At 70.9% G+C, this 22,316-nt stretch carries 22 protein-coding genes; 10 read left to right on the forward strand and 12 right to left on the reverse strand.

Annotated features, from left to right (window positions below; translation table 11 throughout):
* Positions 1 to 119 precede the first annotated feature (119 nt).
* Positions 120 to 755, forward strand: a complete 636-nt coding sequence (locus JYK17_RS10430; protein ID WP_234547925.1) for a uridine kinase family protein — start codon at positions 120 to 122, stop codon at positions 753 to 755.
* 189 nt (positions 756 to 944) lie between these two features.
* On the opposite strand, the gene JYK17_RS10435 is transcribed toward JYK17_RS10430, so the two are convergent.
* Complete coding sequence (locus JYK17_RS10435; protein ID WP_108013125.1) at positions 945 to 1,685, reverse strand: SigE family RNA polymerase sigma factor; 741 nt, start codon at positions 1,683 to 1,685, stop codon at positions 945 to 947.
* Positions 1,686 to 1,915: 230 nt separating this feature from the next.
* On the opposite strand from JYK17_RS10435, the gene afsQ1 reads away from it, so the two are divergent.
* The 5 genes from afsQ1 (at position 1,916) to JYK17_RS10460 (ending at position 5,722) form a co-directional block, all read left to right on the forward strand.
* Positions 1,916 to 2,593: a two-component system response regulator AfsQ1 gene (gene afsQ1, locus JYK17_RS10440; protein ID WP_037782740.1), complete on the forward strand. Its 678-nt coding sequence runs from the start codon at positions 1,916 to 1,918 to the stop codon at positions 2,591 to 2,593.
* Positions 2,590 to 4,176 (forward strand): ATP-binding protein, encoded by a 1,587-nt coding sequence (locus tag JYK17_RS10445; protein WP_108013127.1) that lies wholly within the window; start codon positions 2,590 to 2,592, stop codon positions 4,174 to 4,176. Before afsQ1 ends, JYK17_RS10445 begins: the two co-directional genes overlap by 4 nt.
* Positions 4,176 to 4,778, forward strand: a complete 603-nt coding sequence (locus JYK17_RS10450; RefSeq protein WP_108013128.1) for a hypothetical protein — start codon at positions 4,176 to 4,178, stop codon at positions 4,776 to 4,778. Before JYK17_RS10445 ends, JYK17_RS10450 begins: the two co-directional genes overlap by 1 nt.
* A 92-nt stretch (positions 4,779 to 4,870) precedes the next feature.
* Positions 4,871 to 5,422 (forward strand): VanZ family protein, encoded by a 552-nt coding sequence (locus JYK17_RS10455; RefSeq protein ID WP_108013320.1) that lies wholly within the window; start codon positions 4,871 to 4,873, stop codon positions 5,420 to 5,422.
* A gap of 93 nt (positions 5,423 to 5,515) precedes the next feature.
* Positions 5,516 to 5,722, forward strand: a complete 207-nt coding sequence (locus tag JYK17_RS10460; protein WP_108013129.1) for a PspC domain-containing protein — start codon at positions 5,516 to 5,518, stop codon at positions 5,720 to 5,722.
* 77 nt (positions 5,723 to 5,799) lie between these two features.
* Here JYK17_RS10460 and JYK17_RS10465 read toward each other — a convergent pair whose 3' ends face one another.
* A complete protein-coding gene (locus JYK17_RS10465; protein WP_108013130.1) occupies positions 5,800 to 6,144 on the reverse strand; it encodes an ATP-binding protein in 345 nt (114 codons plus the stop codon).
* 140 nt (positions 6,145 to 6,284) lie between these two features.
* On the reverse strand, positions 6,285 to 7,442 hold the full coding sequence (locus JYK17_RS10470) for an adenosine deaminase (protein WP_222810226.1): 1,158 nt from the start codon (positions 7,440 to 7,442) through the stop codon (positions 6,285 to 6,287).
* A gap of 113 nt (positions 7,443 to 7,555) precedes the next feature.
* Here JYK17_RS10470 and JYK17_RS10475 point away from each other — a divergent pair, with 113 nt between their 5' ends.
* The gene (locus tag JYK17_RS10475; RefSeq protein ID WP_108013132.1) at positions 7,556 to 8,314 is read left to right on the forward strand and encodes a dienelactone hydrolase family protein; all 759 of its coding nucleotides are present in this window, start codon (positions 7,556 to 7,558) and stop codon (positions 8,312 to 8,314) included.
* Between the two features lie 1,435 nt (positions 8,315 to 9,749).
* On the opposite strand, the gene JYK17_RS10480 is transcribed toward JYK17_RS10475, so the two are convergent.
* Complete coding sequence (locus JYK17_RS10480) at positions 9,750 to 10,703, reverse strand: LysR family transcriptional regulator (RefSeq protein WP_222810227.1); 954 nt, start codon at positions 10,701 to 10,703, stop codon at positions 9,750 to 9,752.
* A gap of 63 nt (positions 10,704 to 10,766) precedes the next feature.
* Here JYK17_RS10480 and JYK17_RS10485 point away from each other — a divergent pair, with 63 nt between their 5' ends.
* Positions 10,767 to 12,086 carry an MFS transporter gene (locus tag JYK17_RS10485; RefSeq protein ID WP_128802774.1) on the forward strand — a complete coding sequence of 440 codons (1,320 nt, stop codon included), beginning with the start codon at positions 10,767 to 10,769 and terminating at the stop codon, positions 12,084 to 12,086.
* 107 nt (positions 12,087 to 12,193) lie between these two features.
* Entirely contained in the window at positions 12,194 to 13,216 is a 1,023-nt protein-coding gene (locus tag JYK17_RS10490) for a sigma-70 family RNA polymerase sigma factor (RefSeq protein ID WP_128802773.1), read from the forward strand.
* Here JYK17_RS10490 and JYK17_RS10495 read toward each other — a convergent pair.
* Complete coding sequence (locus tag JYK17_RS10495) at positions 13,100 to 13,486, reverse strand: STAS domain-containing protein (protein ID WP_222810228.1); 387 nt, start codon at positions 13,484 to 13,486, stop codon at positions 13,100 to 13,102. The genes JYK17_RS10490 and JYK17_RS10495 overlap by 117 nt on opposite strands.
* Positions 13,487 to 13,651: 165 nt before the next feature.
* Here JYK17_RS10495 and JYK17_RS10500 point away from each other — a divergent pair, with 165 nt between their 5' ends.
* On the forward strand, positions 13,652 to 14,572 hold the full coding sequence (locus JYK17_RS10500) for an AEC family transporter (protein ID WP_222810229.1): 921 nt from the start codon (positions 13,652 to 13,654) through the stop codon (positions 14,570 to 14,572).
* 5 nt (positions 14,573 to 14,577) lie between these two features.
* Here the strand turns inward: JYK17_RS10500 and JYK17_RS10505 are convergent, their stop codons facing one another.
* The 7 genes from JYK17_RS10505 to JYK17_RS10535 all read right to left on the reverse strand — a co-directional run bounded on the left by JYK17_RS10505 (position 14,578) and on the right by JYK17_RS10535 (position 22,224).
* The gene (locus JYK17_RS10505; protein ID WP_108013137.1) at positions 14,578 to 15,165 is read right to left on the reverse strand and encodes a Uma2 family endonuclease; all 588 of its coding nucleotides are present in this window, start codon (positions 15,163 to 15,165) and stop codon (positions 14,578 to 14,580) included.
* A 94-nt stretch (positions 15,166 to 15,259) separates the two neighbouring features.
* The gene (locus JYK17_RS10510) at positions 15,260 to 16,537 is read right to left on the reverse strand and encodes a thymidine phosphorylase (protein ID WP_181362511.1); all 1,278 of its coding nucleotides are present in this window, start codon (positions 16,535 to 16,537) and stop codon (positions 15,260 to 15,262) included.
* 85 nt (positions 16,538 to 16,622) lie between these two features.
* Positions 16,623 to 17,024 carry a cytidine deaminase gene (locus JYK17_RS10515; RefSeq protein ID WP_108013139.1) on the reverse strand — a complete coding sequence of 134 codons (402 nt, stop codon included), beginning with the start codon at positions 17,022 to 17,024 and terminating at the stop codon, positions 16,623 to 16,625.
* A complete protein-coding gene (locus JYK17_RS10520; RefSeq protein WP_108013140.1) occupies positions 17,021 to 18,307 on the reverse strand; it encodes an ABC transporter permease in 1,287 nt (428 codons plus the stop codon). Before JYK17_RS10520 ends, JYK17_RS10515 begins: the two co-directional genes overlap by 4 nt.
* Positions 18,307 to 19,434, reverse strand: a complete 1,128-nt coding sequence (locus JYK17_RS10525) for an ABC transporter permease (protein ID WP_108013141.1) — start codon at positions 19,432 to 19,434, stop codon at positions 18,307 to 18,309. Before JYK17_RS10525 ends, JYK17_RS10520 begins: the two co-directional genes overlap by 1 nt.
* Positions 19,431 to 20,966: an ABC transporter ATP-binding protein gene (locus JYK17_RS10530; RefSeq protein ID WP_181362512.1), complete on the reverse strand. Its 1,536-nt coding sequence runs from the start codon at positions 20,964 to 20,966 to the stop codon at positions 19,431 to 19,433. The genes JYK17_RS10525 and JYK17_RS10530 overlap by 4 nt, the downstream gene beginning before the upstream one ends.
* Before the next feature lie 199 nt (positions 20,967 to 21,165).
* Positions 21,166 to 22,224, reverse strand: coding sequence for a BMP family lipoprotein (locus JYK17_RS10535; RefSeq protein WP_108013143.1), 1,059 nt, complete (start codon positions 22,222 to 22,224; stop codon positions 21,166 to 21,168).
* Positions 22,225 to 22,316: the final 92 nt, after the last annotated feature.

Genomic DNA, 22,316 nt, shown 5'->3' on the forward strand with positions numbered 1-22,316 from the left:
CCACCTTCGAGTTCGCAGAGTAATCAGAACGACACGAAGGGTAGTTGAGGTGTGACGCACGCTCAAAAGCCGACCCGCGGGGTCGGCAGGGCGTACGGAATGCGTCAAACTGGTGTCCCGTGAGCAACCTTCCCTCCCCGCCCGCCCGCGTCGTGCTGCTCTGCGGCCCCTCGGGCTCGGGCAAGTCCCTGGTCGCCGCCCGCTCCGGGCTCCCCGTGCTGCGCCTCGACGACTTCTACAAGGAGGGCGAGGACCCGACGCTGCCGCTGGTCGCGGGCAGCCGGGACATCGACTGGGACCATCCCGGCTCCTGGGACGCGGACATGGCCGTCGCCGCGATAGCGGAGCTGTGCCGCACAGGCCGTACGAACGTCCCCGTGTACGACCTCTCGCTCAGCGCCCGCACCGGCGAGGAGAGCGTGGACATCGGGCGGACACCGCTGTTCATCGCGGAGGGCATCTTCGCGGCCGAGATCGTCGAGCACTGCCGGCGGGCAGGGCTGCTGGCGGACGCCCTGTGCCTGAACCGCGGCCCGATGCGCACCTTCCGCCGCCGCTTCCTGCGCGACCTCAGGGAGGGCCGCAAGTCGGTGCCGTTCCTGCTCCGCCGCGGCTGGCGGCTGATGCGGCAGGAACGTTCGATCATCGCCCGGCAGACGGCGCTCGGCGCCCACGCCTGCGACCGCGACGAGGCCCTGAGCCGGATGGCCGCCGCCGCGGTGGGCCGCCGCCCGGCAGCGGCGCGCACGACCTGAGCGACCGCCGCACGGCAGACACGAAAAGCGGGACTGGACGGACCCCCCGGCCCTCCAGTCCCGCTCTCCCCCGTTCCCCCGTGGTGCTCCCCCCGGACCACCTGTGCCGGTCCCCCGTGACCCCCGTTTCCCCCGTGGGTCCCCCCGGCGACCGTTCCCCCGGTACTTTCCCCCGTGTCCCCCCGACCCTCAGGCGACGAGCTCCCCGAAGGCGTCCTCCTCGTCACGGCCGAAGCTGAGGACCTCGTCCTCGCGCAGCCGGCGGAGCGACCGCCAGATGCTGGACTTCACCGTGCCGACACTGATGTCGAGGATCTCCGCGATCTCCGGGTCCGTGCGGCCCTCGTAATAGCGCAGGACCAGCATGGTGCGCTGGAGTTCGGGCAGCCGGGCGAGCGCCTGCCACAGGACCGCGCGCAGTTCGGTGCCGCGCATCGCGTCCGTGTCGCCGGGCGTCTCCGGCAGTTCCTCGGTCGGGTACTCGTTCAGCTTGCGGCGGCGCCACGCGCTGATGTGCAGATTGGTCATCGTGCGTCGCAGATACCCGCCGACCGCCGCCTTGTCGCTGATCCGGTCCCAGGCCCGGTACGTCGAGAACAGCGCGCTCTGCAGCAGGTCCTCGGCCTCGAAGCGGTCGCCGGTCAGGTGGTAGGCGGTGGCGTACAGGGAGGCGCGGCGCTCCTGGACGTAGGCGGTGAACTCCGCTTCCGACAGCGAACGGCGCTCCCCCGGGTCCTCCCCGTACGCGCTGCCCCCGTGCGTTTCCCCCGTGGTGTCAACCACCGACATGTACCCGGTGTGCTGACGCCCGGTGCCGCGAGCGCACCCCCGCCCGCTCACGGCACCGGACTTCTCTGAACCCCGGCCCCCGTTCACGTCGTGCAGACGCGTGATCACTGCGCTGATGCTGGTGCCGTGCAGCGTGTTCATCTCGCGCCCCCCGTCGTGGACTTCCGGTGTTCGGTCTTCTCAGGCGGTGCTTCCTTGCCTGTGCCGAAAAGCTTGCCCCGGCACCTTCATCGCCGTGTCCGCCGACTGTCACAGACCTGTCACAGGGGTCCCTCGTACGACGAGCACAGCACCGTCACAGAGAGGAGCTGTACGTGCACGTACTCGTACAGGAGTCGAAACCCTGGCCTGCCATGGGCCAGAATGAGCCCGTGCCTTCCCTGTTGCTGATCGAGGACGACGACGCCATCCGTACGGCCCTGGAGCTGTCCCTGACGCGCCAGGGCCACCGGGTTGCCACTGCTGCCACCGGTGAGGACGGTCTGAAGCTGCTGCGCGAGCAACGACCGGACCTGATCGTGCTGGACGTGATGCTGCCCGGCATCGACGGGTTCGAGGTGTGCCGGCGCATCCGGCGCACCGACCAGCTGCCCATCATCCTGCTGACCGCGCGGAGCGACGACATCGACGTGGTGGTGGGCCTGGAGTCCGGCGCCGACGACTATGTCGTCAAACCGGTCCAGGGGCGGGTGCTCGACGCCCGGATCCGGGCCGTACTGCGGCGCGGGGAGCGGGAGTCGAACGACTCGGCGAGCTTCGGCAGCCTGGTGATCGACCGCGCCGCCATGACCGTGACCAAGAACGGCGAGGACCTGCAGCTCACCCCGACCGAGCTCAGGCTGCTGCTCGAACTGAGCCGCAGGCCCGGTCAGGCCCTGTCGCGGCAGCAGTTGCTGCGGCTGGTGTGGGAGCACGACTACCTCGGCGACTCCCGGCTGGTGGACGCGTGCGTCCAGCGGCTGCGGGCCAAGGTCGAGGACGTGCCATCGTCCCCGACGCTGATCCGTACCGTGCGTGGCGTGGGCTACCGGCTGGACACCCCTCAGTGACACCAGCGCAAGGGGGAGTTCGCGGCTGGGCCGCGACCCGCAAGGGACATCTGTCACGACTGCGCTTCACCAGTCTGCGGCTGCGCCTGGTCGTGGTGTTCGGGCTGGTGGCACTGACCGCGGCGGTGTCCGCGTCCGGGATCGCGTACTGGCTCAACCGCGAGGCCGTGCTCACCCGCACCCAGGACGCCGTGCTCGGCGACTTCAAGCAGGCCATGCAGAACCGCGCGGGCACCCTGCCCTCGCACCCCTCCCAGGACGAACTGCAGCGCACGGCGGGCCAGATGGCCAACTCCAGCCAGCGCTTCAGCGTGCTGCTCGTCGCCGAGGACGACAACGGCCGGACGGTGTACGGCAGTTCGGGCGGTCTCGATGGCTTCTCGCTGCAGGACGTGCCCGCTTCGCTGCGGGCGGCGGTGAACAAGAAGCAGTCAGTCGACGCCGACTCCGGCAACAAGTACGCCTACCACCTGTACTGGCAGCGCGTCGTCGAGCACGGCACGCCGTATCTCGTGGCGGGCACGCGGGTGATCGACGGCGGGGCGACCGGCTACATGCTCAAGTCGCTGGAGCCGGAGGCCAAGGACCTCAACTCCCTTGCCTGGTCGCTGGGGATCGCCACCGGGCTGGCGCTGATCGGTTCTGCGCTGCTCGCGCAGGCCGCCGCCTCGACCGTGCTCAAGCCCGTGCAGCGCCTCGGGGTCGCCGCGCGGCGGCTCGGCGAGGGCAAGCTGGACACCAGGCTCAGGGTGTCCGGCACCGACGAACTCGCCGATCTGTCACGGACGTTCAACCACGCGGCCGAGGCGCTGGAGAAACGGGTCGACGACATGGCCGCACGCGACGAGGCGTCCCGGCGCTTCGTCGCGGACATGAGCCATGAACTGCGTACGCCGCTCACCGCGATCACCGCCGTGACCGAGATCCTGGAGGAGGAGCTGGAGGCGGAGACCGGGTCGATGGACCCGATGATCGAACCCGCCGTACGGCTCGTCGTCAGCGAGACCCGGCGGCTCAACGACCTCGTCGAGAACCTGATGGAGGTCACCCGCTTCGACGCGGGCACCGCCCGCCTCGTCCTGGACGACGTCGACATCGCCGACCAGATCACCGCCTGCATCGACGCGCGGGCCTGGCTGGACGCGGTGGAACTGGACGCCGAGCGCGGCATCCACGCCCGGCTCGACCCGCGCCGCCTCGACGTGATCCTGGCCAACCTCATCGGCAACGCGCTCAAGCACGGCGGCTCCCCGGTGCGGGTCGCGGTGCGCGCGTCGGACGCGAGCGCCGGAGAGCAGGCCGAGGTCGTCATCGCGGTACGGGACCACGGGCCCGGCATCGCCGAGGATGTGCTGCCGCACGTCTTCGACCGCTTCTACAAGGCCAGCGCCTCCCGGCCACGCTCCGACGGCAGCGGCCTGGGCCTGTCCATCGCGATGGAGAACGCCCACATCCACGGCGGTGAGATCACCGCCGCGAACTCCCCCGAGGGGGGTGCGGTGTTCACGCTGCGGCTGCCGCGGGACGCGTCGGAGCTCGCGGAGGAGTCCGAGAAGGACACGGCGAAGAACGGGGACGCGTGATGGTCGTACGACGTCTGCTGGCCCTCCCCGTGCTGGCCGTGCTGCTGGCCGGGTGCGGCATCCGCTCCACCCAGGTGCCGACCGACTTCGGGGCGGCGCCCTCGAAGGTGCAGTGCTCGCTCGCCGGGCCGGACGTCTCGACGCAGGCCCCGCGCGGGCTGGCGGTGCAGGTGTTCCTGCTGTGCGGCGCGTCGCTGGTCGCCGTGGACCGGACGGTACGGGTGCCGGACGGCACCGCGGACTCGCAGCGCCGGGTGCTGGTGGCGCAGGGGCTGCTGGACCAGCTCGCGGCGACTCCTTCGGCCGCCGAGAAGGAGGCCGGGTACACCACGGACGTGCGCGGCGGCATGAACGTCGGCGGCCCGCACGCCGGGGACCCCGAGGACGCGCTCCGGCTGAGCACCCCGCCCGCCGACCTCACGTCCTTCGCGCTCGCCCAGGTCGTCTGCACGTTCTCCGACTCGGCCGCGGCCGAGGGCGACGGCTCGGTCGTCCTCGGCGGCCCGGGGCGCGAGCCGCTGCGCCGCTACGAGTGCACGGACGAGGTCCGCTCCCGCCCGGGCACCGCGCAGCCGCCGTCGAGCCAGGTCACGGACGGCTGACCGGGCCGCGCCAGGGCGTGTGGCGCAGGACTCACACACGTACCTCGGGGCAACGCGGAACCGATCCTGCCGGAGGCCGCGTCTTGGGGGGCGTGCAGCGTGAAGGCTCCATCGGCGGCAGCGCCGAGATCCGCATCCGTGTGACAGGAGGTGTCCTCCTGGTCGCGCACCTGGCATTCGTCGCCTGGCTCACGCTGCGTCCGCTGGATGTGCCCTGGGTGACGCCCCCCAACCTGCAGCCGTTCGCCGGCGTACGGGCCGATCTCGCCCTGGGCGGGCCGGCCGCGGCCTGTCGTATCGCCGAGGGTCTCGCCCTTCTCGCGCCGCTCGGCGTGCTGCTGCCGATGGCGCACGGCAGGATCCGGGCCGTCCCGTTCGCCAGCTTCATGCGGACGGTCGCCGCGGGCTTCCTGGTCTCGCTGGGCATCCTCCTGCTGCAGACCGGGGTGCCGGGCCGGGTCCCCGACGTGGACTCGCTGCTGCTGAACACCGTGGGCGTGGCCCTCGCGCACCTCGCGGTCGTCCCCGCGTCCCGGTCCGGGCTCCGCCGCAGGTCCGAGCGGCAGGAGCGGGCCGCCGTCCGTCAGGAGGAAGCGGCTCAGGGTCGAACCCCGACGTTTCCCAGGGTCGGTATCGCACCATAGAGCGACGCTTTGCCCCCTTCGTCGACGTAGCGTTGAAGGCAGATGAGGAAGCCGTACGGGCCGCCTCAGACGACGCTCACGAAGGAGCCGCACATGTCCGCCCTCGTCCGCCCCACCCACGGCCGCATGATCGGCGGCGTGTGCGCCGGCCTGGCGCGGCGCTTCGGCACCTCTGCGACCACGATGCGTGTGATCTTCCTGGTCTCGTGCCTGCTGCCGGGCCCGCAGTTCCTGGTCTACATAGCGCTGTGGATCCTGCTGCCCTCCGAGGAGAAGGCCGCGGCCCGCGCCGCCTGGTGATCACCGGCCGTACGAACGCCGATGGGGCGCACCCCGGTCCAAGGGGGTGCGCCCCATCGGCGCGTTGTGCGCAGGGATCAGCCGCCGAGCGGCAGGCCCTTCACCGGCACGCCGCCCTGCACGGGCAGACCGCCGAGCAGCCCGGCGACCGGGGTGGACGGACCGTCGGCGATGGCCCGCTGGGCGGCCGGCTGCACGGAGGCGAGACCGCGCTCGATGGTGGGCTTGCCCTGAGCCACGGCCGCCTGGGCACCCGGCAGCGCCTGGGAGACGTTCTGCGCCGGGAGCTGGCTGGTGACGCTGTCCAGCGTCCCGCCTGCGTCCGGAAGCGCCGGGGCCGCGTTCGCGGCGCCCGCACCCGCGGCGGCGAAGGCGGCACCGAGAGCGGCGACACCGAGGGTCTTGGCAGCAGACTGCTTCATGAAAATGCGTCCTCGAAATGGGGTTATGGGGATGTGAGCGGTGCCACGACCGTAAACACGCACAGCCGTCCGCCGCAAACATCAAAATGCGGACGGGTTGTGAATACCCGTCCGCATGCCACACACCCCGAAATCCGGGATCAGCTCTCCCGGGGCGCAGAATCGCTGGTCGAGGCGGTCTGCTGGAACAGCCATTCGGACTTCAACTCGGCATATCCGGGCTTGATCACGTCATTGATCATCGCCAGTCGTTCATCGAAAGGAATGAACGCTGATTTCATCGCATTGACGGAGAACCACTGCATGTCATCGAGCGAATAACCGAACGCCTCGACAAGGTGCTCGAATTCCCGGCTCATACCGGTGCCCGACATCAGCCGATTGTCCGTATTCACGGTCGCACGGAAGTGCAGCCTGCGCAGCAGCCCGATCGGATGCTCGGAATACGACGACGCCGCGCCGGTCTGCAGGTTGGAGCTGGGGCACAGTTCCAGCGGGATGCGCTTGTCCCGTACGTAGGAGGCGAGGCGCCCGAGCTTCACCGTGCCGTCGGGGCGCACCTGGATGTCGTCGATGATGCGCACCCCGTGCCCGAGCCGGTCGGCGCCGCACCACTGCAGCGCCTGCCAGATGGACGGCAGTCCGAAGGCCTCCCCGGCGTGGATGGTGAAGTGGTTGTTCTCGCGCTTGAGGTACTCGAAGGCGTCGAGGTGCCGGGTGGGCGGGTAACCGGCCTCCGCGCCCGCGATGTCGAAGCCGACGACGCCCAGATCCCGGTAGCGGTTGGCGAGTTCGGCGCTCTCCAGGGAACGGGCCGCGTGCCGCATCGCGGTCAGCAGGGCGCCGACGCGGATGCGGTGGCCGCTCTCCCGGGCGAGCCGTTCCCCTTCCCGGAAGCCCTCGTTGACCGCCTCGACGACCTCTTCGAGGCTGAGGCCGCCCTCCAGGTGCTGTTCGGGGGCGTAGCGCACCTCGGCGTAGACCACACCGTCCTCGGCGAGGTCCTCCGCGCACTCGCGGGCGACCCTGACGAGCGCGTCCCGGGTCTGCATGACGCCGACGGTGTGGGAGAAGGTCTCCAGATAGCGCTCAAGCGAACCGGAGTCGGCGGCCTCGCGGAACCAGATCCCGAGCTTGCCGGGGTCGGTCTCCGGGAGGCGTGAGTAGCCCTGTTCCTGGGCGAGTTCGACGATCGTCCCGGGGCGGAGGCCGCCGTCGAGGTGGTCGTGCAGCAGGACCTTCGGCGCCCGGCGGATCTGGTCCGGCGTCGGGGTGTTCGACTTGGTCTGGCTCGTCATTTCCGCACTCTACCTCCTACGCGCGTAGATCACTTGGTGTACAGGACCGTCGATATGTAACGGTGACCGCAAGGACGGGTGAGGTACACCGGCGCTTCTGACACTGTTCTGTCATGGCACACCAAGCGATGCCGGTTCAGGCCCGGTTGGGGCGGGCGCTCGGCCAGGAGCCCACGGCGGTGAGCGGAGTGGTCCTGCTGCTCCCCGGCGGCGCCGAGGAGTCGGCCCGCCGACCGTCCCCCGTGCTGGCGACCGCATCCGTACGCGCGCTGGGCCGCCGGCTGGCCCGCGCGGGCCGGGCGGAGGGCCTGGCCACCCACGTCGTCCACTACCGCTGGCGCGGCTGGAACGGCAGCGAGGCGCACCTGGCCCAGGACGCCACCTGGGCGGCCGACGAGGTCGTACGGCGCTACGGGGACGTCCCCGTGTGCCTGGTCGGCCTCGACATGGGCGGCCGGGCCGCGCTGCGCGCGGGCGGGCACGAGGCCGTCGGTTCCGTACTGGCGATCGCCCCCTGGCTGCCCGAGGAGGACGTGGCCGCCTCGCCCGAACCGGTGAAGCAACTGGTGGGGCGTCAGGTGCTGATCGTGCACGGCACGAAGGACGAACGCACCGACCCCGAGCTGTCGTTCAGGCTTGCGGCCCGGGCGAAGAAGGCCAACCGCGACGTGTGCCGGTTCGAAGTCCACGCCGACGGCCACGGGTTGCACCAGTACCGCAGCGAAGTCCACGCGCTGGCCGAGAACTTCGTGATCGGCAGCCTGTTCGGCAGGCGCTTCTCCCGGCCTGTCGAGGACGCCTTCGCGGCGCCGCCCCCGCTGGGCCTGCGGATGCCGCTCGCCGCGGGGTTCGGCAAGTCGCTGCGCCGCTGAACGGCGCGGGGCGGCGCCGGTCCGGGGGCACGCGGGCGCGGGACACATGCCGGTCCGGGCGGACGCGCCAGACCGGGCGGCACGCAGGCGCGGCGGACACGCCACCCCGGGCGGCACGCAAGCCCGGGACACACGCCAGTCCGGGCGACACACGGGCCCGGGACACACGCCAGTCCGGGCAGGCCCGGGACACACGCCACTCCAAGCTGCACGCGGGCCCGAGCGGCACGCGGGCCCGAGCGGCACGCGGGCCCGAGGACACACGCCCCTCCGGACGGCACGCCAGCCCGGGACACACGCAAGCCCGAGCGGCACACAGGCCCGAGGACACACGCCCCTCCGGACGGCACGCCAGCCCGGGACACACGCCACTCCAAGCTGCACGCGGGCCCGAGCGGCACGCAGGCCCGGGACACACGCCACTCCAAGCTGCACGCGGGCCCGAGCGGCACACGGGCCCGAGGACACACGCCCCTCCGGACGGCACGCCAGCCCGGGACACACGCAAACCCGGGACACACGCAAGCCCGAGCGGCACACGGGCCCGAGGACACACGCCCCTCCGGACGGCACGCCAGCCCGGGACACACGCCACTCCAAGCTGCACGCGGGCCCGAGCGGCACACGGGCCCGAGGACACACGCCCCTCCGGACGGCACGCCAGCCCGGGACACACGCAAACCCGGGACACACGCAAGCCCGAGCGGCACACGGGCCCGAGGACACACGCCCCTCCGGACGGCACGCCAGCCCGGGACACACGCAAACCCGGGACACACGCAAGCCCGAGCGGCACACGGGCCCGAGGACACACGCCCCTCCGGACGGCACGCCAGCCCGGGACACACGCAAACCCGGGACACACGCAAGCCCGAGCGGCACACGGGCCCGAGGACACACGCCCCTCCGGACGGCACGCCAGCCCGGGACACACGCAAACCCGGGACACACGCAAGCCCGAGCGGCACACGGGCCCGAGGACACACGCCCCTCCGGACGGCACGCCAGCCCGGGACACACGCAAACCCGGGACACACGCAAGCCCGAGCGGCACACGGGCCCGAGGACACACGCCCCTCCGGACGGCACGCCAGCCCGGGACACACGCCACTCCAAGCTGCACGCGGGCCCGAGCGGCACGCAGGCCCGAGACACACGCCCCTCCGGACGGCACGCCGGCCCGGGACACACGCAAACCCGAGCGGCACGCAGGCCCGAGACACACACCACTCCGGACGGCACGCCGACCCGAGTGGCACGCGGGCCCGGGACGCAGACGACTCCGGGCGGCACGCCAGCCCGGCCGACCCGCAGGCCAGCCCGGACGGCACGCCAGCCCGGGGCACACGCCAGTCCGGCCGACCCACAGGCCCGAGACACACGCCAGCCCGGGCGGCAGCCAGGCCCGGCAGACACACAACCCCCGGCAGGCACGTCAGTCCGGCAGCAGGCTGCCCCTTCTGGAGAGCAGGAACTTCTTGAAGGCGGCCACGGGAGGGGTGTCGGGACGGTCCTCCAGCCAGGCCACCCCGATCTCCCGGACCGCGCGCTGCCCGGTGATCGCCAGCTCCACAACTCCCGGACGGGGCACGGTCGGTGGCGGCAGCAGGGCGACGCCGAGACCCGCGGCGACCAGACCTCGCAGGGTCTCCGTCTCCTCCCCCTCGAAGGCGGTCCTGGGCCGGAACCCGGCCTCCTCGCAGAGATGGTCGGTGATACGGCGCAGGCCGTAACCCGGTTCGAGGGTCACGAAGGTCTCCTCGGCCGCCTCGGCCAGCCGGATGCGGCGGCGGCCCGCGAGGCGGTGGTCGGCGGGGACGACCAGGCGCAGCTTCTGCTCGTCGAGACGGCGCGCCACCAGGCCGGGGGCGTCCGGGACCGGCGAGGTCAGGCACAGGTCGAGTTCACCCGCCCGCAGCTTCTCCAGCATCGCCTCGCCGTAGTTCTGGACCAGGCTGAAGCGGATGCGCGGATGATCCACGCGGAAGGCCTGCAGCAGCCCCGGGACCGTCTCCGCGCCCATCGTGTGCAGGAAGCCGAAGGCGACCTTGCCGGTGGACGGGTCGGCGTCGGCGCGGACCTCCTCGGCGGCCCGCCCGATCTCGGCGAGGGCCGGTTCGACCGAACCGAGGAAGGTGCGGCCGGCCGGGGTGAGGGAGAGTGTGCGGCCGTGGCGGGCGAACAGGTCGACGCCCAGGTCCTGTTCCAGCCGGACCATGGCGCGCGAGAGGGTCGACTGCGGCACCTGGAGTTCCTGCGCGGCCCGGGTGACGTGCTCGGTGCGCGCCACCCCTGCGAAGTGGGCGAGGCGCGGAGCCAGCAACATCACCATGTCTTCTGTGTCACTGGACGGTGACAGACGGGCCTGTGAGCTGTGTTGATGCACCATGGGAACGATTATGGCGATTCCGTGCATTGGACGGATGAGCGGGGGCGTCCGTAGCGTCGAAGCATGTCTCCCGCCGATACCGGGGCGTCCACCACCGTGGCCGCCACCTCTGCCGCCCCCGCCGCCCCCGTCGACTCCCCCGCCTCCGTCGCCGACACCCGCATGAACCCCGGCGGCCCCGGCTACCGCCGGATGAGCCTCGCCCTCTTCCTCGCGGGGGTCGCGACCTTCGCGCTGCTCTACTCCACCCAGGCCCTGCTGCCGCTGATCTCGGGCGAGTTCGGCGTGGCGGCGAGCTCGGCGAGCTGGACCGTGGCGGCGGCGACCGGCGGTCTCGCGGTGTTCGTGCTGCCGATGAGCGCGCTGTCGGAGCGGTTCGGCCGCCGCACGGTGATGACCGCCTCGCTGGCGGTCGCCGTGACGGTGGGGCTCCTGGTCCCCTTCGCGCCCTCGCTGACCGCGCTGGTCGTGCTGCGGGCCGTGCAGGGAGCGGCGCTGGCCGGGCTGCCGGCCTCCGCGACCGCGTATCTCGCCGAGGAGGTCCGGCCGGGGGCGCTGGTCACGGCTATCGGACTGTTCGTGGCGGGCAACAGCGTGGGCGGCATGAGCGGCCGGATCATCACCGGCTGGGTCGCGCAGGAGTGGGGCTGGCGCGTCGCGGTCGGCGTGATCGGGGTGATCGCGGTGGCGTGCGCGGTGGCCTTCCGGCTGCTGCTGCCCGCTCCGCGCCACTTCAGGGCGGGCTCGCTGAGGCCCCGGGTCCTGGCCCGCACGGTGCGCGACCACCTCGCCGACCCGCTGCTGCGCCGCCTGTACGCGATCGGCGCGCTGTTCATGACGGTGTTCGGTGGCGTCTACACGGTGATCGGCTACCGCCTGACCGAGGCGCCCTTCTCGCTCCCCCAGGGCATCATCGGATCGGTCTTCCTGGTCTACCTGGTCGGCACGGTCTCCGCCTCCACCGCCGGCCGGCTCGTCGCGCGCCTTGGCCGCCGCGGAGCCCTGTACCTGGCCGCCGGTACGACGGCGGCGGGCCTGGTGCTGTCCCTCGTGGGCTCCCTCGTGCCGGTCCTGCTGGGTCTGGTGCTGATCACCGCGGGCTTCTTCGCGGGGCACGCGGTCGCGTCGTCCGCGGTCAGCAGGACCGCGACCCACGGGCGCGCCCAGGCAGCGGCCCTCTACCAGTCCTCGTACTACATCGGCTCCAGCGCGGGCAGCACGGTCGGCGCCGTCGCCTTCCACGCCACGGGTTGGGCCGGGACCGTCGGGGTCGGCCTGCTGGCCGTGCTCGGGGTCGTGACGATCACGGTGCTCGGCACCCGTGCGGCACGGGTCGCGGCGCGCCGCGAGCACCGGCCCGCTTCCCTCGGCGCACCCTGCTGACCTGCCGCTTTCCCCACTCCGGGCGCCATTGTCAGTGCCCTGCGGTAGCTTCCGAGGTACTGGGGCGCAAAGGCGCGACACAGAACGGCCACAGGGGTGGGTGGACGATGAGTGACGGTACGACGGCGACCACGACGGCGGACCTCGACGTCAGGCTGGAGAAACACCGCGTCGAGCTGACCGGCTACTGCTACCGCATGCTCGGCTCCTCCTTCGAGGCCGAGGACGCGGTCCAGGACACCATGGTCCGCGCCTGGCGGAGCTACGAGAAGTTCGAGGGCCGCTCCAGCCTCCGCTCCTGGCTGTACCGCATCGCGACGAACGTCTGCCTGGACATGCTGACGGCGGGCAACAAGCGGGCCCGCCCCATGGACCTCAGCGAGTCGACGCCCCTCGCCCAGGCCGCCCTCTCCCCCCGCCCCGACAACACCTGGCTGGAGCCGATGCCGGACGCCCGGGTGCTGCCGACCGTCGAGGACCCCGCAGAGGCCGCCGTCGCCAAGGAGTCGGTGCGGCTCGCCTTCATGGCGGCCCTGCAGCAGCTGCCGGCCAAGCAGCGCGCGGTGCTCATCCTGCGCGAGGTGCTGGCCTGGAAGGCTAGCGAGGTCGCCGAGCTGCTGGACACCTCGGTCGCGTCGGTCAACAGCGCGCTGCAGCGGGCCCGTGCGACGCTCGCCGAGCGGGACGAAAGGGCGGCGCACGCGGCCGTCTCCGACCCCCTGGACGAGGAGCAGCAGAAGCTGCTGGAGCGCTATGTCGCGGCCTTCGAGGGGTACGACATGACGGCGCTGACCGCACTGCTGCACGAGGACGCGGTCATGACGATGCCGCCGTTCGACCTGTGGCTGACGGGCCACGACGACATCACGGGCTTCATGACGACGCTGGGCTCGGCCTGCGAGGGCTCGCGCCTGGTGCCGGTCCAGGTCAACGGCCTGCCGGGGTTCGCGCAGTACAAGCCGGACCCGGACAAGGGCGGTCACAGCCCCTGGGCGGTGCAGGTGCTGGAGATCTCAGACGGCCGGCTCACCGGGTTCCACTTCTTCCTCGACACCCAGCGGTGGTTCCCGCTGTTCGGTCTGCCTCTCCACCTCGATGCGGAGTCCGACCAGGTCCAGGAGGGCGCGTAGGGAGGGGGCGGGGTCGCGCAGCCGGATCCGGCCCCGGGCCCGCCGAGCGGCCAGCTCCAGCCGCGCCAGCAGGTCCACGGCGCCGAGGCCCGGGGGCCCGATGGCGGCGACGTCGACCACGAGGACACCCGTGCGGCCGGTCTCCAGGAGGGCGCGCACGTCCTCGCAGAGCCGTGTCACCTCGTCACGGGTGACAGGGCCCGGCAGCACGAGTACGTCGGGTGTCATAGGGTCCACGATCGGTAGACCGGGCGGGCGGGCGGAATTCATCGGGGCCTCGTCGCGAGCTCATCGGGGCGCACCTCCGACGCCGGATGTCCGCCCATCGGGATCACATTGACCTGCCACCCTTCTCCCCAGGAGGGTTGGATGTATGTCCCACCGATCAGCACCGCCCCGGATACCCGACGGCCTCCGCTTCGCTGAGGGGGCGCCGTGCAAGGCGTGTTGACGGGCTTCGCGGTCATCGCGGTCGTCATCGGGGTGGGGTACGTCATCGGGCGGGGCGGTTATCTCGGCGAGCACGGCCGCGAGGTGCTGACCAAGCTGGCCTTCCATGTGGCGACCCCGGCGCTGCTGTTCACCACGCTCGCGCGGGCCGACCTGTCGGTGATCTTCTCCAGCCGGCTGCTGGTGACGGCGATGAGCACGGCAGCGGCGGCCGGGGTGTTCGTCGCGGTGGGTGCCGTACGGGGCTGGGGTGTGGGCCGCACCACCATCGGCGCCCTGTGCTCCAGCTACGTCAACTCGGGCAACCTCGGCATCCCGATCGCCGTGTACGTGCTGGGCGACGCCTCCCTGGTGGCGCCGGTGCTGCTGTTCCAGATCATCGCGGTCTCCCCGGTCGCGCTGACGATCCTCGACCTGTCGGGCAAGGGCGCGAAGGGCCCGCTGTGGATGCGGCTGCTCACTCCGCTGCGCAATCCGATCGCGGTGGGTTCACTGGCGGGCGTCGCCGTGTCGGCGTCCGGCCTGAAGGTGCCCGATCCGATCATGGATCCCGCCGCCCTGATCGCCAACATGTCCGTCCCCGCGGTCCTGATGGCCTTCGGCATCTCCCTGTGCGGCAGCACCATGCCGGGCCGGGGCGCCGACAAGGGCCCGGTGTTCCTCTCGGTCGCCCTGAAGGCGGTGGGCCAGCCGGTGGTGGCCTGGGCCCTGGCGACGGGCGTCTTCGGCCTGCACGGCCACCAACTCCTCGACGTGGTCGTCACGTCGGCACTCCCGGCAGCCCAGAACCTGTACACCTTCGCGAGCCGCTACCGCGTGGCGGAGGGGTTGGCGCGGGACTCCATCCTGGTGTCGACGGTGCTGTCGGTGCCGGTGCTGGTGGTGATCGCTGCGCTGCTGGGTTGAGGGCCTCAGTTCAGCGGGAAGATGCCGGTGTCCAGGGCCAGTTCGAAGGGGGCGGGCAGGGTGAGTTCCTCGCCGTACTCCACCGAGGAGAGGACTCTGTAGGTGCCGCTCTGCGGTTCTCCGTAGAGCGTTGCCGTGGGGCGCCCTGACTGCCAGGCGTCCAGCAGGAGGTACAGGGGGACGCCGGCGACCGCGTAGCCGTGGGCCTTCTTGATGCGGTCGTGGTTGGCGTTGCTCTTGGACGTGACTTCCACGACCAGTTCCGCCTCGCCGGCGGGCACGCGCTCTCCGCGGCGTAGGGCAGCTCTCGGTACCACGCACAGGTCGGGGACGAAGAGACTGCCCGTCTCCGGGCACGTCAACCCGAGCGTCTGATAGACGCCCCAGTCGTCCGGAATCACTGAGTACAGGCGACGGTGAACCAGCTCAGCAGTGTCGTTGTGCTCTTCGGACGGCGGAGGCGACACGGTGACGATCCCTTCGATGATCTCCACCTTGCTGCCCTCGGGAGCGTCCGTCTCCTCCCAGACACGGACGATCTCGGCCCAGTCCGTGCCCCTCGGGGTCCCGGACTCGGCGGCGAGTGCGCTCATGGCGGTCTCCAATCGGTCGTCACCGATCCCAGCATGCCGAACGGGACCGGCGGGGGTCCACCGGTCCCGTTCATCCGGACGAGGAAAGTCCAGGTCAGGCGATACGTTCCCGCACCACCGGAGCGGCCGTGAACGGCGTGTCCGGGGACGCGATGTCGTAGGAGCCCTGCACCGACTGGAGCGCGTAGTCGAAGCGTTCGGGGGTGTCGGTGTGGAGGGTCAGCAGGGGCTGGCCCTCGGTGACCTTGTCGCCCGGCTTGGCGTGGAGTTCGATGCCCGCGGCCGCCTGCACCGGGTCCTCCTTGCGGGCGCGGCCCGCGCCGAGGCGCCAGGCGGCGACGCCGATGCCGTAGGCGTCGAGGCGGGTCAGGACGCCGGAGGACGGGGCCTTGATGACGTGCTGTTCCTTCGACGTGGGCAGCGGCGCGTCCGGGTCGCCGCCCTGCGCGGCGATCATGCGGCGCCAGACGTCCATCGCGGAGCCGTCGGCCAGGGCCTTCGCCGGGTCGGCGTCCGTGATGCCCGCCGCGTCCAGCATCTCGCGGGCGAGCGCGAGGGTCAGTTCCACGACGTCCGAGGGGCCGCCGCCCGCCAGGACCTCCACCGACTCGCGGACCTCCAGGGCGTTGCCCGCGGTCAGGCCGAGCGGGGTCGACATGTCCGTCAGCAGCGCGACCGTCTTCACGCCGTGGTCGGTGCCCAGGCCCACCATCGTGGAGGCCAACTCCCGCGCGTCCTCGATGGTCTTCATGAAGGCGCCCGAGCCGACCTTCACGTCCAGGACCAGGGAACCCGTGCCCTCCGCGATCTTCTTCGACATGATCGAGGAGGCGATCAGCGGGATCGCCTCGACCGTGCCGGTGACGTCACGCAGCGCGTAGAGCTTCTTGTCGGCGGGCGCGAGGCCGTCGCCCGCCGCGCAGATCACCGCGCCGGTGGTGTCCAGTACGTTCAGCATCTCCTCGTTGGAGAGCAGGGCGCGCCACCCGGGGATCGACTCCAGCTTGTCCAGGGTGCCGCCGGTGTGGCCGAGGCCGCGGCCCGACAGCTGCGGGACGGCCGCGCCGCAGGCCGCCACGAGGGGGGCGAGAGGCAGCGTGATCTTGTCGCCGACGCCGCCCGTCGAGTGCTTGTCGGCCGTCGGCCGGGACAGCGACGAGAACTCCATACGCTCGCCGGAGGCGATCATCGCGGCCGTCCAGCGGGCGATCTCGCGGCGGTTCATGCCGTTGAGCAGGATGGCCATCGCGAGCGCGGACATCTGCTCGTCGGCGACCTCCCCGCGGGTGTACGCGTCGATGACCCAGTCGATCTGCTCGTCGCTGAGTTCGGCGCGGTCCCGCTTGGTGCGGATGACGGAGATGGCGTCCATGGCCATGGCGTGCGTTCCTTCCGAAGGTTCCAGAAGCCGTACGACCCCTCCGCGCGATGCACACGTCAAAGGGGCCGCACGGGAGTCACTGGGTGAGATGGTCCGGGCCGAAGGCCTGGGGCAGCATCTCCGAGAGGGGGAGGATCCCCGCCGGGGTCTCCAGCAGGAGGTCCGGTCCCCCGAACTCGTACAGCAGCTGGCGGCAGCGGCCGCACGGGACCAGGATGTCGCCCCGTCCGTCCACGCACGTGAAGTGCGTCAGGCGGCCGCCGCCGGTCCGCTGCAGTTGCGAGACCAGCCCGCACTCGGCGCACAGGCTGAGGCCGTAGGAGGCGTTCTCGACGTTGCAGCCGGACACCGTGCGGCCGTCGTCGACCAGGGCTGCGACGCCGACGGGGTAGCCCGAGTAGGGGACGTACGCGTGCGTCATGGCCTCGCGGGCCTCGGTGCGCAGCGCCTCCCAGTCGACGGCGGACCGCGAGGTCACTTGCCCTGGCCCTTCCGGTAGCGCATGCCGTCCGCCTTGGGCATCCGCAGGCGCTGCGCGGACAGCGACAGCACGAGCAGCGTGACGACGTACGGGGTGGCGCCCACGAAGTCGCTGGGGACCTCGTCGGTGGTCAGGTACCAGACCAGGACCAGTACGGCGACGACGGCGCTGGTCAGGCCCTGCCACATCGCCTTCTTGTACAGCTTCCAGCCGGCCAGGCCCACCAGCAGCACGAACAGCAGGAGCAGCAGGGCGTGGACGGTCTCGCCGCCGTTGCGCAGCTGCAGCGCGTCGGAGTAGCCGAACAGGCCCGCGCCCATGGCGAGACCGCCGGGCCGCCAGTTGCCGAAGATCATGGCCGCGAGACCGATGTATCCGCGCCCGCCGGTCTGGTTCTCCAGGTACGTGTGCGAGGTGACCAGCGCGAGGAAGGCGCCGCCGAGGCCGGCCAGACCGCCGGAGATGGCGACGGCCACGTACTTGTAGCGGTAGACGTTGACGCCGAGCGACTCCGCGGCGATCGGGTTCTCGCCGCAGGAGCGCAGGCGCAGTCCGAACGAGGTGCGCCACAGCACCCACCAGCTGCCGATGAAGAGCACCACCGCCAGGATCGTCACCACGGACAGGTCGGTGACCAGGCCGCCGAGGATGCCCGCGATGTCGGAGATCACGAACCAGTGGTGCTTCTCGACGGAGTGCAACGCGTCCGAGAGCCCGGGGATGTCGAAGTTGGGCAGTGAGTCCACCGGCGGGGACTGCTTGGGGTTGCCGCCCTTGTCGGCGGCCTTGCCGTCCGAGAAGAACAGCTTGGCGAGGTACTGGGTGGCGCCCAGCGCGAGCAGGTTGACCGCGACACCGGAGACGATGTGGTCGACGCCGAAGGTGACGGTGGCGATCGCGTGCACCAGGCCGCCGAGGACACCGAAGCCGATGCCGCACAGCAGGCCGAGCCAGGGGTTGGTCTGCCAGCCGATCCAGCCGGCGCCGAAGGTGCCGAGGATCATCATGCCCTCGAGGCCGATGTTGACCACGCCGGACCGCTCGGACCACAGGCCGGCGAGGCCCGCGAGGCCGATCGGCACGGCGAGGCCCAGGGCCGCGGAGATCTGCCCCTCGGAGGTGAGCTGGTCGGCGCCGGTGATGATGCGGACGATCGCGACCAGGGCCAGGCCGGCCGCGAGGATGGTGAGGATCCGGCCGAGCGAGCGGCCCGAACCGGTGCGCGGGGAGTCCGCCTTGGGTGCCGCGGGCGGCGGCGTGTCGGTCATCGTGGCAGTCATCACGCCACCTCCTGCTTCTGGGTCGGGGCGGCGGCCTGGGCGGCGAGCTCGGCGCCGACCCGCTGCTGCTGGCGCCTGAGGCCGTAGCGGCGTACGACTTCGTAGGCGATGACGACGCACAGGACGATGACGCCCTGGATCACGCCGAGGATCTCCTTGTCGTAGCCCTGGAACTCCAGATGGTTGGTGGTGCGCTCCAGGAAGCCCCACAGCAGGGCGCCGAGCGCGATGCCCACGGGGTGGTTGCGGCCGAGCAGCGCGATGGCAATGCCGGTGAAGCCGATGCCGGACGGGAAGTCGTTGCTGAACTGGTGGCTGTCGTTGAGCAGGGTCGGCATGCCGATCAGGCCGGCCACCGCACCCGAGATGACCATGCTGGTGGCGACCATCTTCTTCACCGACACACCGCTCGCGGAGGCGGCGCTCTCGGACTGGCCGACGGTGCGCAGGTCGAAGCCGAAGCGGGTGCGGCCGAGCACGAACCAGTAGGCGATGCCGACGAGTACGGCGATGACGATGAAGCCCCACAGCTCACCGGCGGGGCCGGTGTCGAAGCTGAAGAAGTACGAGTCCTTCGGCAGCGGCTTGGTGGAGACGACGGTGCCGCCGCTCTGCAGTTCGGCGAGCTTCCCCGGCTGCAGGAGGTAGGCGATGATCGCGGTGGCGATCGAGTTCAGCATGATGGTCGAGATGACCTCGCTGACCCCTCGGGTCACCTTCAGAATCCCCGCGATGGCCGCCCACAGGGCGCCGGTGCCCATGGCGCACAGGATGATCAGCGGGATGGAGATCCAGCCGGGCGTGGTCAGCGCGCCGCCGAGGACGGCGGCGAAGAACGCGGCGATGCGGTACTGGCCGTCGACGCCGATGTTGAACAGGTTCATCCGGAAGCCGATGGCCACCGCGACGCCCGCGAGGTAGTACGTCGTCGCCTTGTTCAGGATGTAGACCTGGCTGTCGCTGGCGGTGCCGTAGGTGACCATGTCGCTGAAGGCGTCGCCCGGGTTCTTGCCGGTGGCGAGGATGACCAGGGTGGTGACGATGATCGCGGCGACGATCGCCAGCAGCGGTGCCGCGATGCCGAGGAGCAGCCGCTCCCTGTCGATGCGTTGGGTCAGCTTCTTCATCGGGCGCCGTCCTCGTCGTTCTCTGCGTGCTCCAGGTGGCCGGAGGCCGCACCCGTCATGGCGGAGCCCAGCTCCTCGGGAGTGATCGTGGCGGGATCGGCGTCGGCGACCAGCCGGCCGCGGTACATCACCCGCAGGGTGTCGGAGAGCCCGATCAGCTCGTCCAGGTCGGCGGAGATCAGCAGCACGGCGAGACCCTCGCGGCGGGCCTCGCGGATGTGGTCCCAGATCGCGGCCTGCGCTCCGACGTCCACACCGCGGGTGGGGTGGGCGGCGATGAGCAGCTTCGGCGCGTGGCTCATCTCGCGGCCGACGATCAGCTTCTGCTGGTTGCCGCCGGACAGCGACGCGGCGGTCACCTCGATGCCGGGCGTACGGACGTCGTAGGCCTGGATGATGCGCTCGGTGTCGGCGCGGGCACCCCTGATGTCGAGCAGCCGGCCGCGGGAGTTGGGCTTCTCGGTGACGTGGCCGAGGATGCGGTTCTCCCACAGCGGGGCCTCGAGGAGCAGGCCGTGGCGGTGCCGGTCCTCGGGGATGTAGCCGACGCCGGCCTCGCGGCGGCGGCGGGTCGGGACGCGGGAGATGTCGGTGCCGTCGAGCGTGATGGAGCCGGCGTCGGGTTCGCGGATGCCGACGATCGCCTCGACCAGCTCGGACTGTCCGTTGCCCTCCACGCCTGCGATGCCGAGGACCTCGCCCTTGTGGATGGTGAAGCCGATCTCGTCGAGGATGATCCGCTCGACGCCGTCGAGGTCGGTCTGGCTCAGGTGGAGCCCCGACACCTTCAGCATCGGTACGTCCGTGACCGTGGACTCCTCGGTCTCGGGCGTGGGCAGCTCGCTGCCGACCATCAGCTCGGCGAGCTGCTTGGAGGTGGTGTGGCGCGGGTCGACGGTGCCGACGGTGGTGCCGCGACGGATGACGGTGATCTCGTCGGCGACGGAGAGCACCTCGCCCAGCTTGTGGGAGATGAAGATGACCGTGAGGCCCTCGGCCTTGAGCTCGCGCAGGTTGTCGAAGAGGGCGTCGACCTCCTGCGGCACGAGGACGGCGGTGGGCTCGTCGAGGATGAGGGTCTTGGCGCCGCGGTAGAGGACCTTGAGGATCTCCACGCGCTGGCGGTCGGCGACGCCGAGCTGCTCCAGCAGGACGTCGGGCCGCACGTTCAGCCCGTACGCCTCCGAGATCTCCTTGATCCTGGCGCGGGCCCCGGCGCCGATGCCGTGCAGCTTCTCCGCCCCGAGGACGACGTTCTCCAGGACGGTGAGGTTGTCGGCGAGCATGAAGTGCTGGTGCACCATGCCGATGCCGCGCGCGATGGCGTCTGCGGGGTTGTTGAGGACGACCCGCTCGCCGCTGACCGTGATGGTGCCCTCGTCCGGCTGCTGCATGCCGTAGAGGATCTTCATCAGGGTGGACTTGCCGGCGCCGTTCTCTCCGCAGAGGGCGTGGACGGTGCCCGCGGCGACGGTGATGTCGATGTCGCGGTTGGCCACGACACCCGGGAAACGTTTGGTGATGCCGCGCAGTTCGACGGCAGCGGGAGGGCTGGACGCGTTGATGGCGCACTCTCCTGGGGGAAAGGGGCTGCGTAGGGGAGGGCAGGCGTCGGCGACGCTAGCGCGGCAACTCCGTGCTACACGCGTAGAGTTGACACATTGTTATGGCTCGGCGAGGGGGTTGTCACCAGCCCCTTCGCCGAGCCGTGGTCCGGCGGGAACCGTCAGGTCACGGAGTGGTCTTGACCTTGATGGAACCGTCGACGATCTTCTTCTTGGCCGCGTCCAGCTTCGGCTGGATGTCATTGATGAAGCCACCGCTGGTGGCCAGCTTCACGCCGCCCTTGGAGAGCGAGTAGACCTGGTTGCCGGTCAGCGGCTTGCCGTCGTGCACCGACTTGATGAAGTCGAAGACGCCGACGTCCACGTTCTTGACCATCGAGGTCAGGATCGAGCTCTTGTAGGCGGCCAGACCCGGGATGTTGTACTGGTCGGAGTCCACGCCGATGGCCCAGGCGCCCTTGACGCCGTGGACGGCCTCGATCGCGCCGTTGCCGGAGGAGCCGGCCGCCGTGTAGATGACGTCGGTGCCCTTGTCGAGCATGCCCTGCGCGGCCTCCTTGCCCTTGTCGGGGCTGGAGAAGCCGGAGAGGTCGGAGCCGTGCGTCAGGTACTGCACGTCGACCTTGACCTTGGAGTTGGTGTCCTTGACGCCCTGGACGTAACCCGCCTCGAACTTCTTGATCAGCGGGGTGTCGACACCGCCGATGAAGCCGACGTGGTTCTTCTTGGTCTTCAGCGCCGCGGCGACACCGGCCAGGTACGAGCCCTGCTCCTCGGTGAAGGTGATGCTGTCGACGTTCTTGGCGTTCACCACCGAGTCGACGATGCCGAAGCTGACCTTCGGGTACTTCGTGGCGACCTTCTGCATCGAGGTGGCGTAGGAGAAGCCGACGGCGACGATGGGGTTGTAGCCGGCGTCCGCCAGGTCGGTCAGGCGCTGCTCGCGGTCGGCCTCGGTGTCGGAGGTCTTGGCGGTCAGCTCCTTGATCGAGCCGCCGAACTGGGACTTGGCCTTGTCGGCGCCGCGGGCGGCGGAGTCGTTGAAGGAACGGTCTCCGCGGCCGCCGACGTCGTAGGCGAGGCCGATCTTGATGCCCTTGCCGCCGCCGGAGGAGGCGGACGAGGAGCTGTCACTGTCGGACGAGGTGCTGCCACATGCTGTGGCAGACAGTGCGAGAGCTGCGGTGGCGATACACGCAGCGGAAAGCTTGGCTACCCGGCGCACGGGAAGGCTCCTTCACCTGACCTGAGCGCCTCGTCGGCGCTTGATGTGAGCACCATGCCAGTGCTCGAGCCGGAACGCCCCGGCGGCGTTGG

The sequence above is a fragment of the Streptomyces plumbidurans genome, from assembly GCF_019857225.1.
Lineage (GTDB): Bacteria > Actinomycetota > Actinomycetes > Streptomycetales > Streptomycetaceae > Streptomyces > Streptomyces plumbidurans.

Bases quoted from the DNA above. Each gene is read 5' to 3' on its own strand.
- JYK17_RS10435 (WP_108013125.1), bottom strand. From the start codon at position 1,685: ATGAACACGCTGCACGGCACCAGCATCAGCGCAGTGATCACGCGTCTG.
- JYK17_RS10450 (WP_108013128.1), top strand. From the start codon at position 4,176: ATGGTCGTACGACGTCTGCTGGCCCTCCCCGTGCTGGCCGTGCTGCTG.
- JYK17_RS10460 (WP_108013129.1), top strand. From the start codon at position 5,516: ATGTCCGCCCTCGTCCGCCCCACCCACGGCCGCATGATCGGCGGCGTG.
- JYK17_RS10465 (WP_108013130.1), bottom strand. From the start codon at position 6,144: ATGAAGCAGTCTGCTGCCAAGACCCTCGGTGTCGCCGCTCTCGGTGCC.
- JYK17_RS10470 (WP_222810226.1), bottom strand. From the start codon at position 7,442: ATGACGAGCCAGACCAAGTCGAACACCCCGACGCCGGACCAGATCCGC.
- JYK17_RS10475 (WP_108013132.1), top strand. From the start codon at position 7,556: ATGGCACACCAAGCGATGCCGGTTCAGGCCCGGTTGGGGCGGGCGCTC.
- JYK17_RS10480 (WP_222810227.1), bottom strand. From the start codon at position 10,703: ATGGTGCATCAACACAGCTCACAGGCCCGTCTGTCACCGTCCAGTGAC.
- JYK17_RS10485 (WP_128802774.1), top strand. From the start codon at position 10,767: ATGTCTCCCGCCGATACCGGGGCGTCCACCACCGTGGCCGCCACCTCT.
- JYK17_RS10490 (WP_128802773.1), top strand. From the start codon at position 12,194: ATGAGTGACGGTACGACGGCGACCACGACGGCGGACCTCGACGTCAGG.
- JYK17_RS10495 (WP_222810228.1), bottom strand. From the start codon at position 13,486: ATGAATTCCGCCCGCCCGCCCGGTCTACCGATCGTGGACCCTATGACA.
- JYK17_RS10505 (WP_108013137.1), bottom strand. From the start codon at position 15,165: ATGAGCGCACTCGCCGCCGAGTCCGGGACCCCGAGGGGCACGGACTGG.
- JYK17_RS10510 (WP_181362511.1), bottom strand. From the start codon at position 16,537: ATGGACGCCATCTCCGTCATCCGCACCAAGCGGGACCGCGCCGAACTC.
- JYK17_RS10520 (WP_108013140.1), bottom strand. From the start codon at position 18,307: ATGACTGCCACGATGACCGACACGCCGCCGCCCGCGGCACCCAAGGCG.
- JYK17_RS10525 (WP_108013141.1), bottom strand. From the start codon at position 19,434: ATGAAGAAGCTGACCCAACGCATCGACAGGGAGCGGCTGCTCCTCGGC.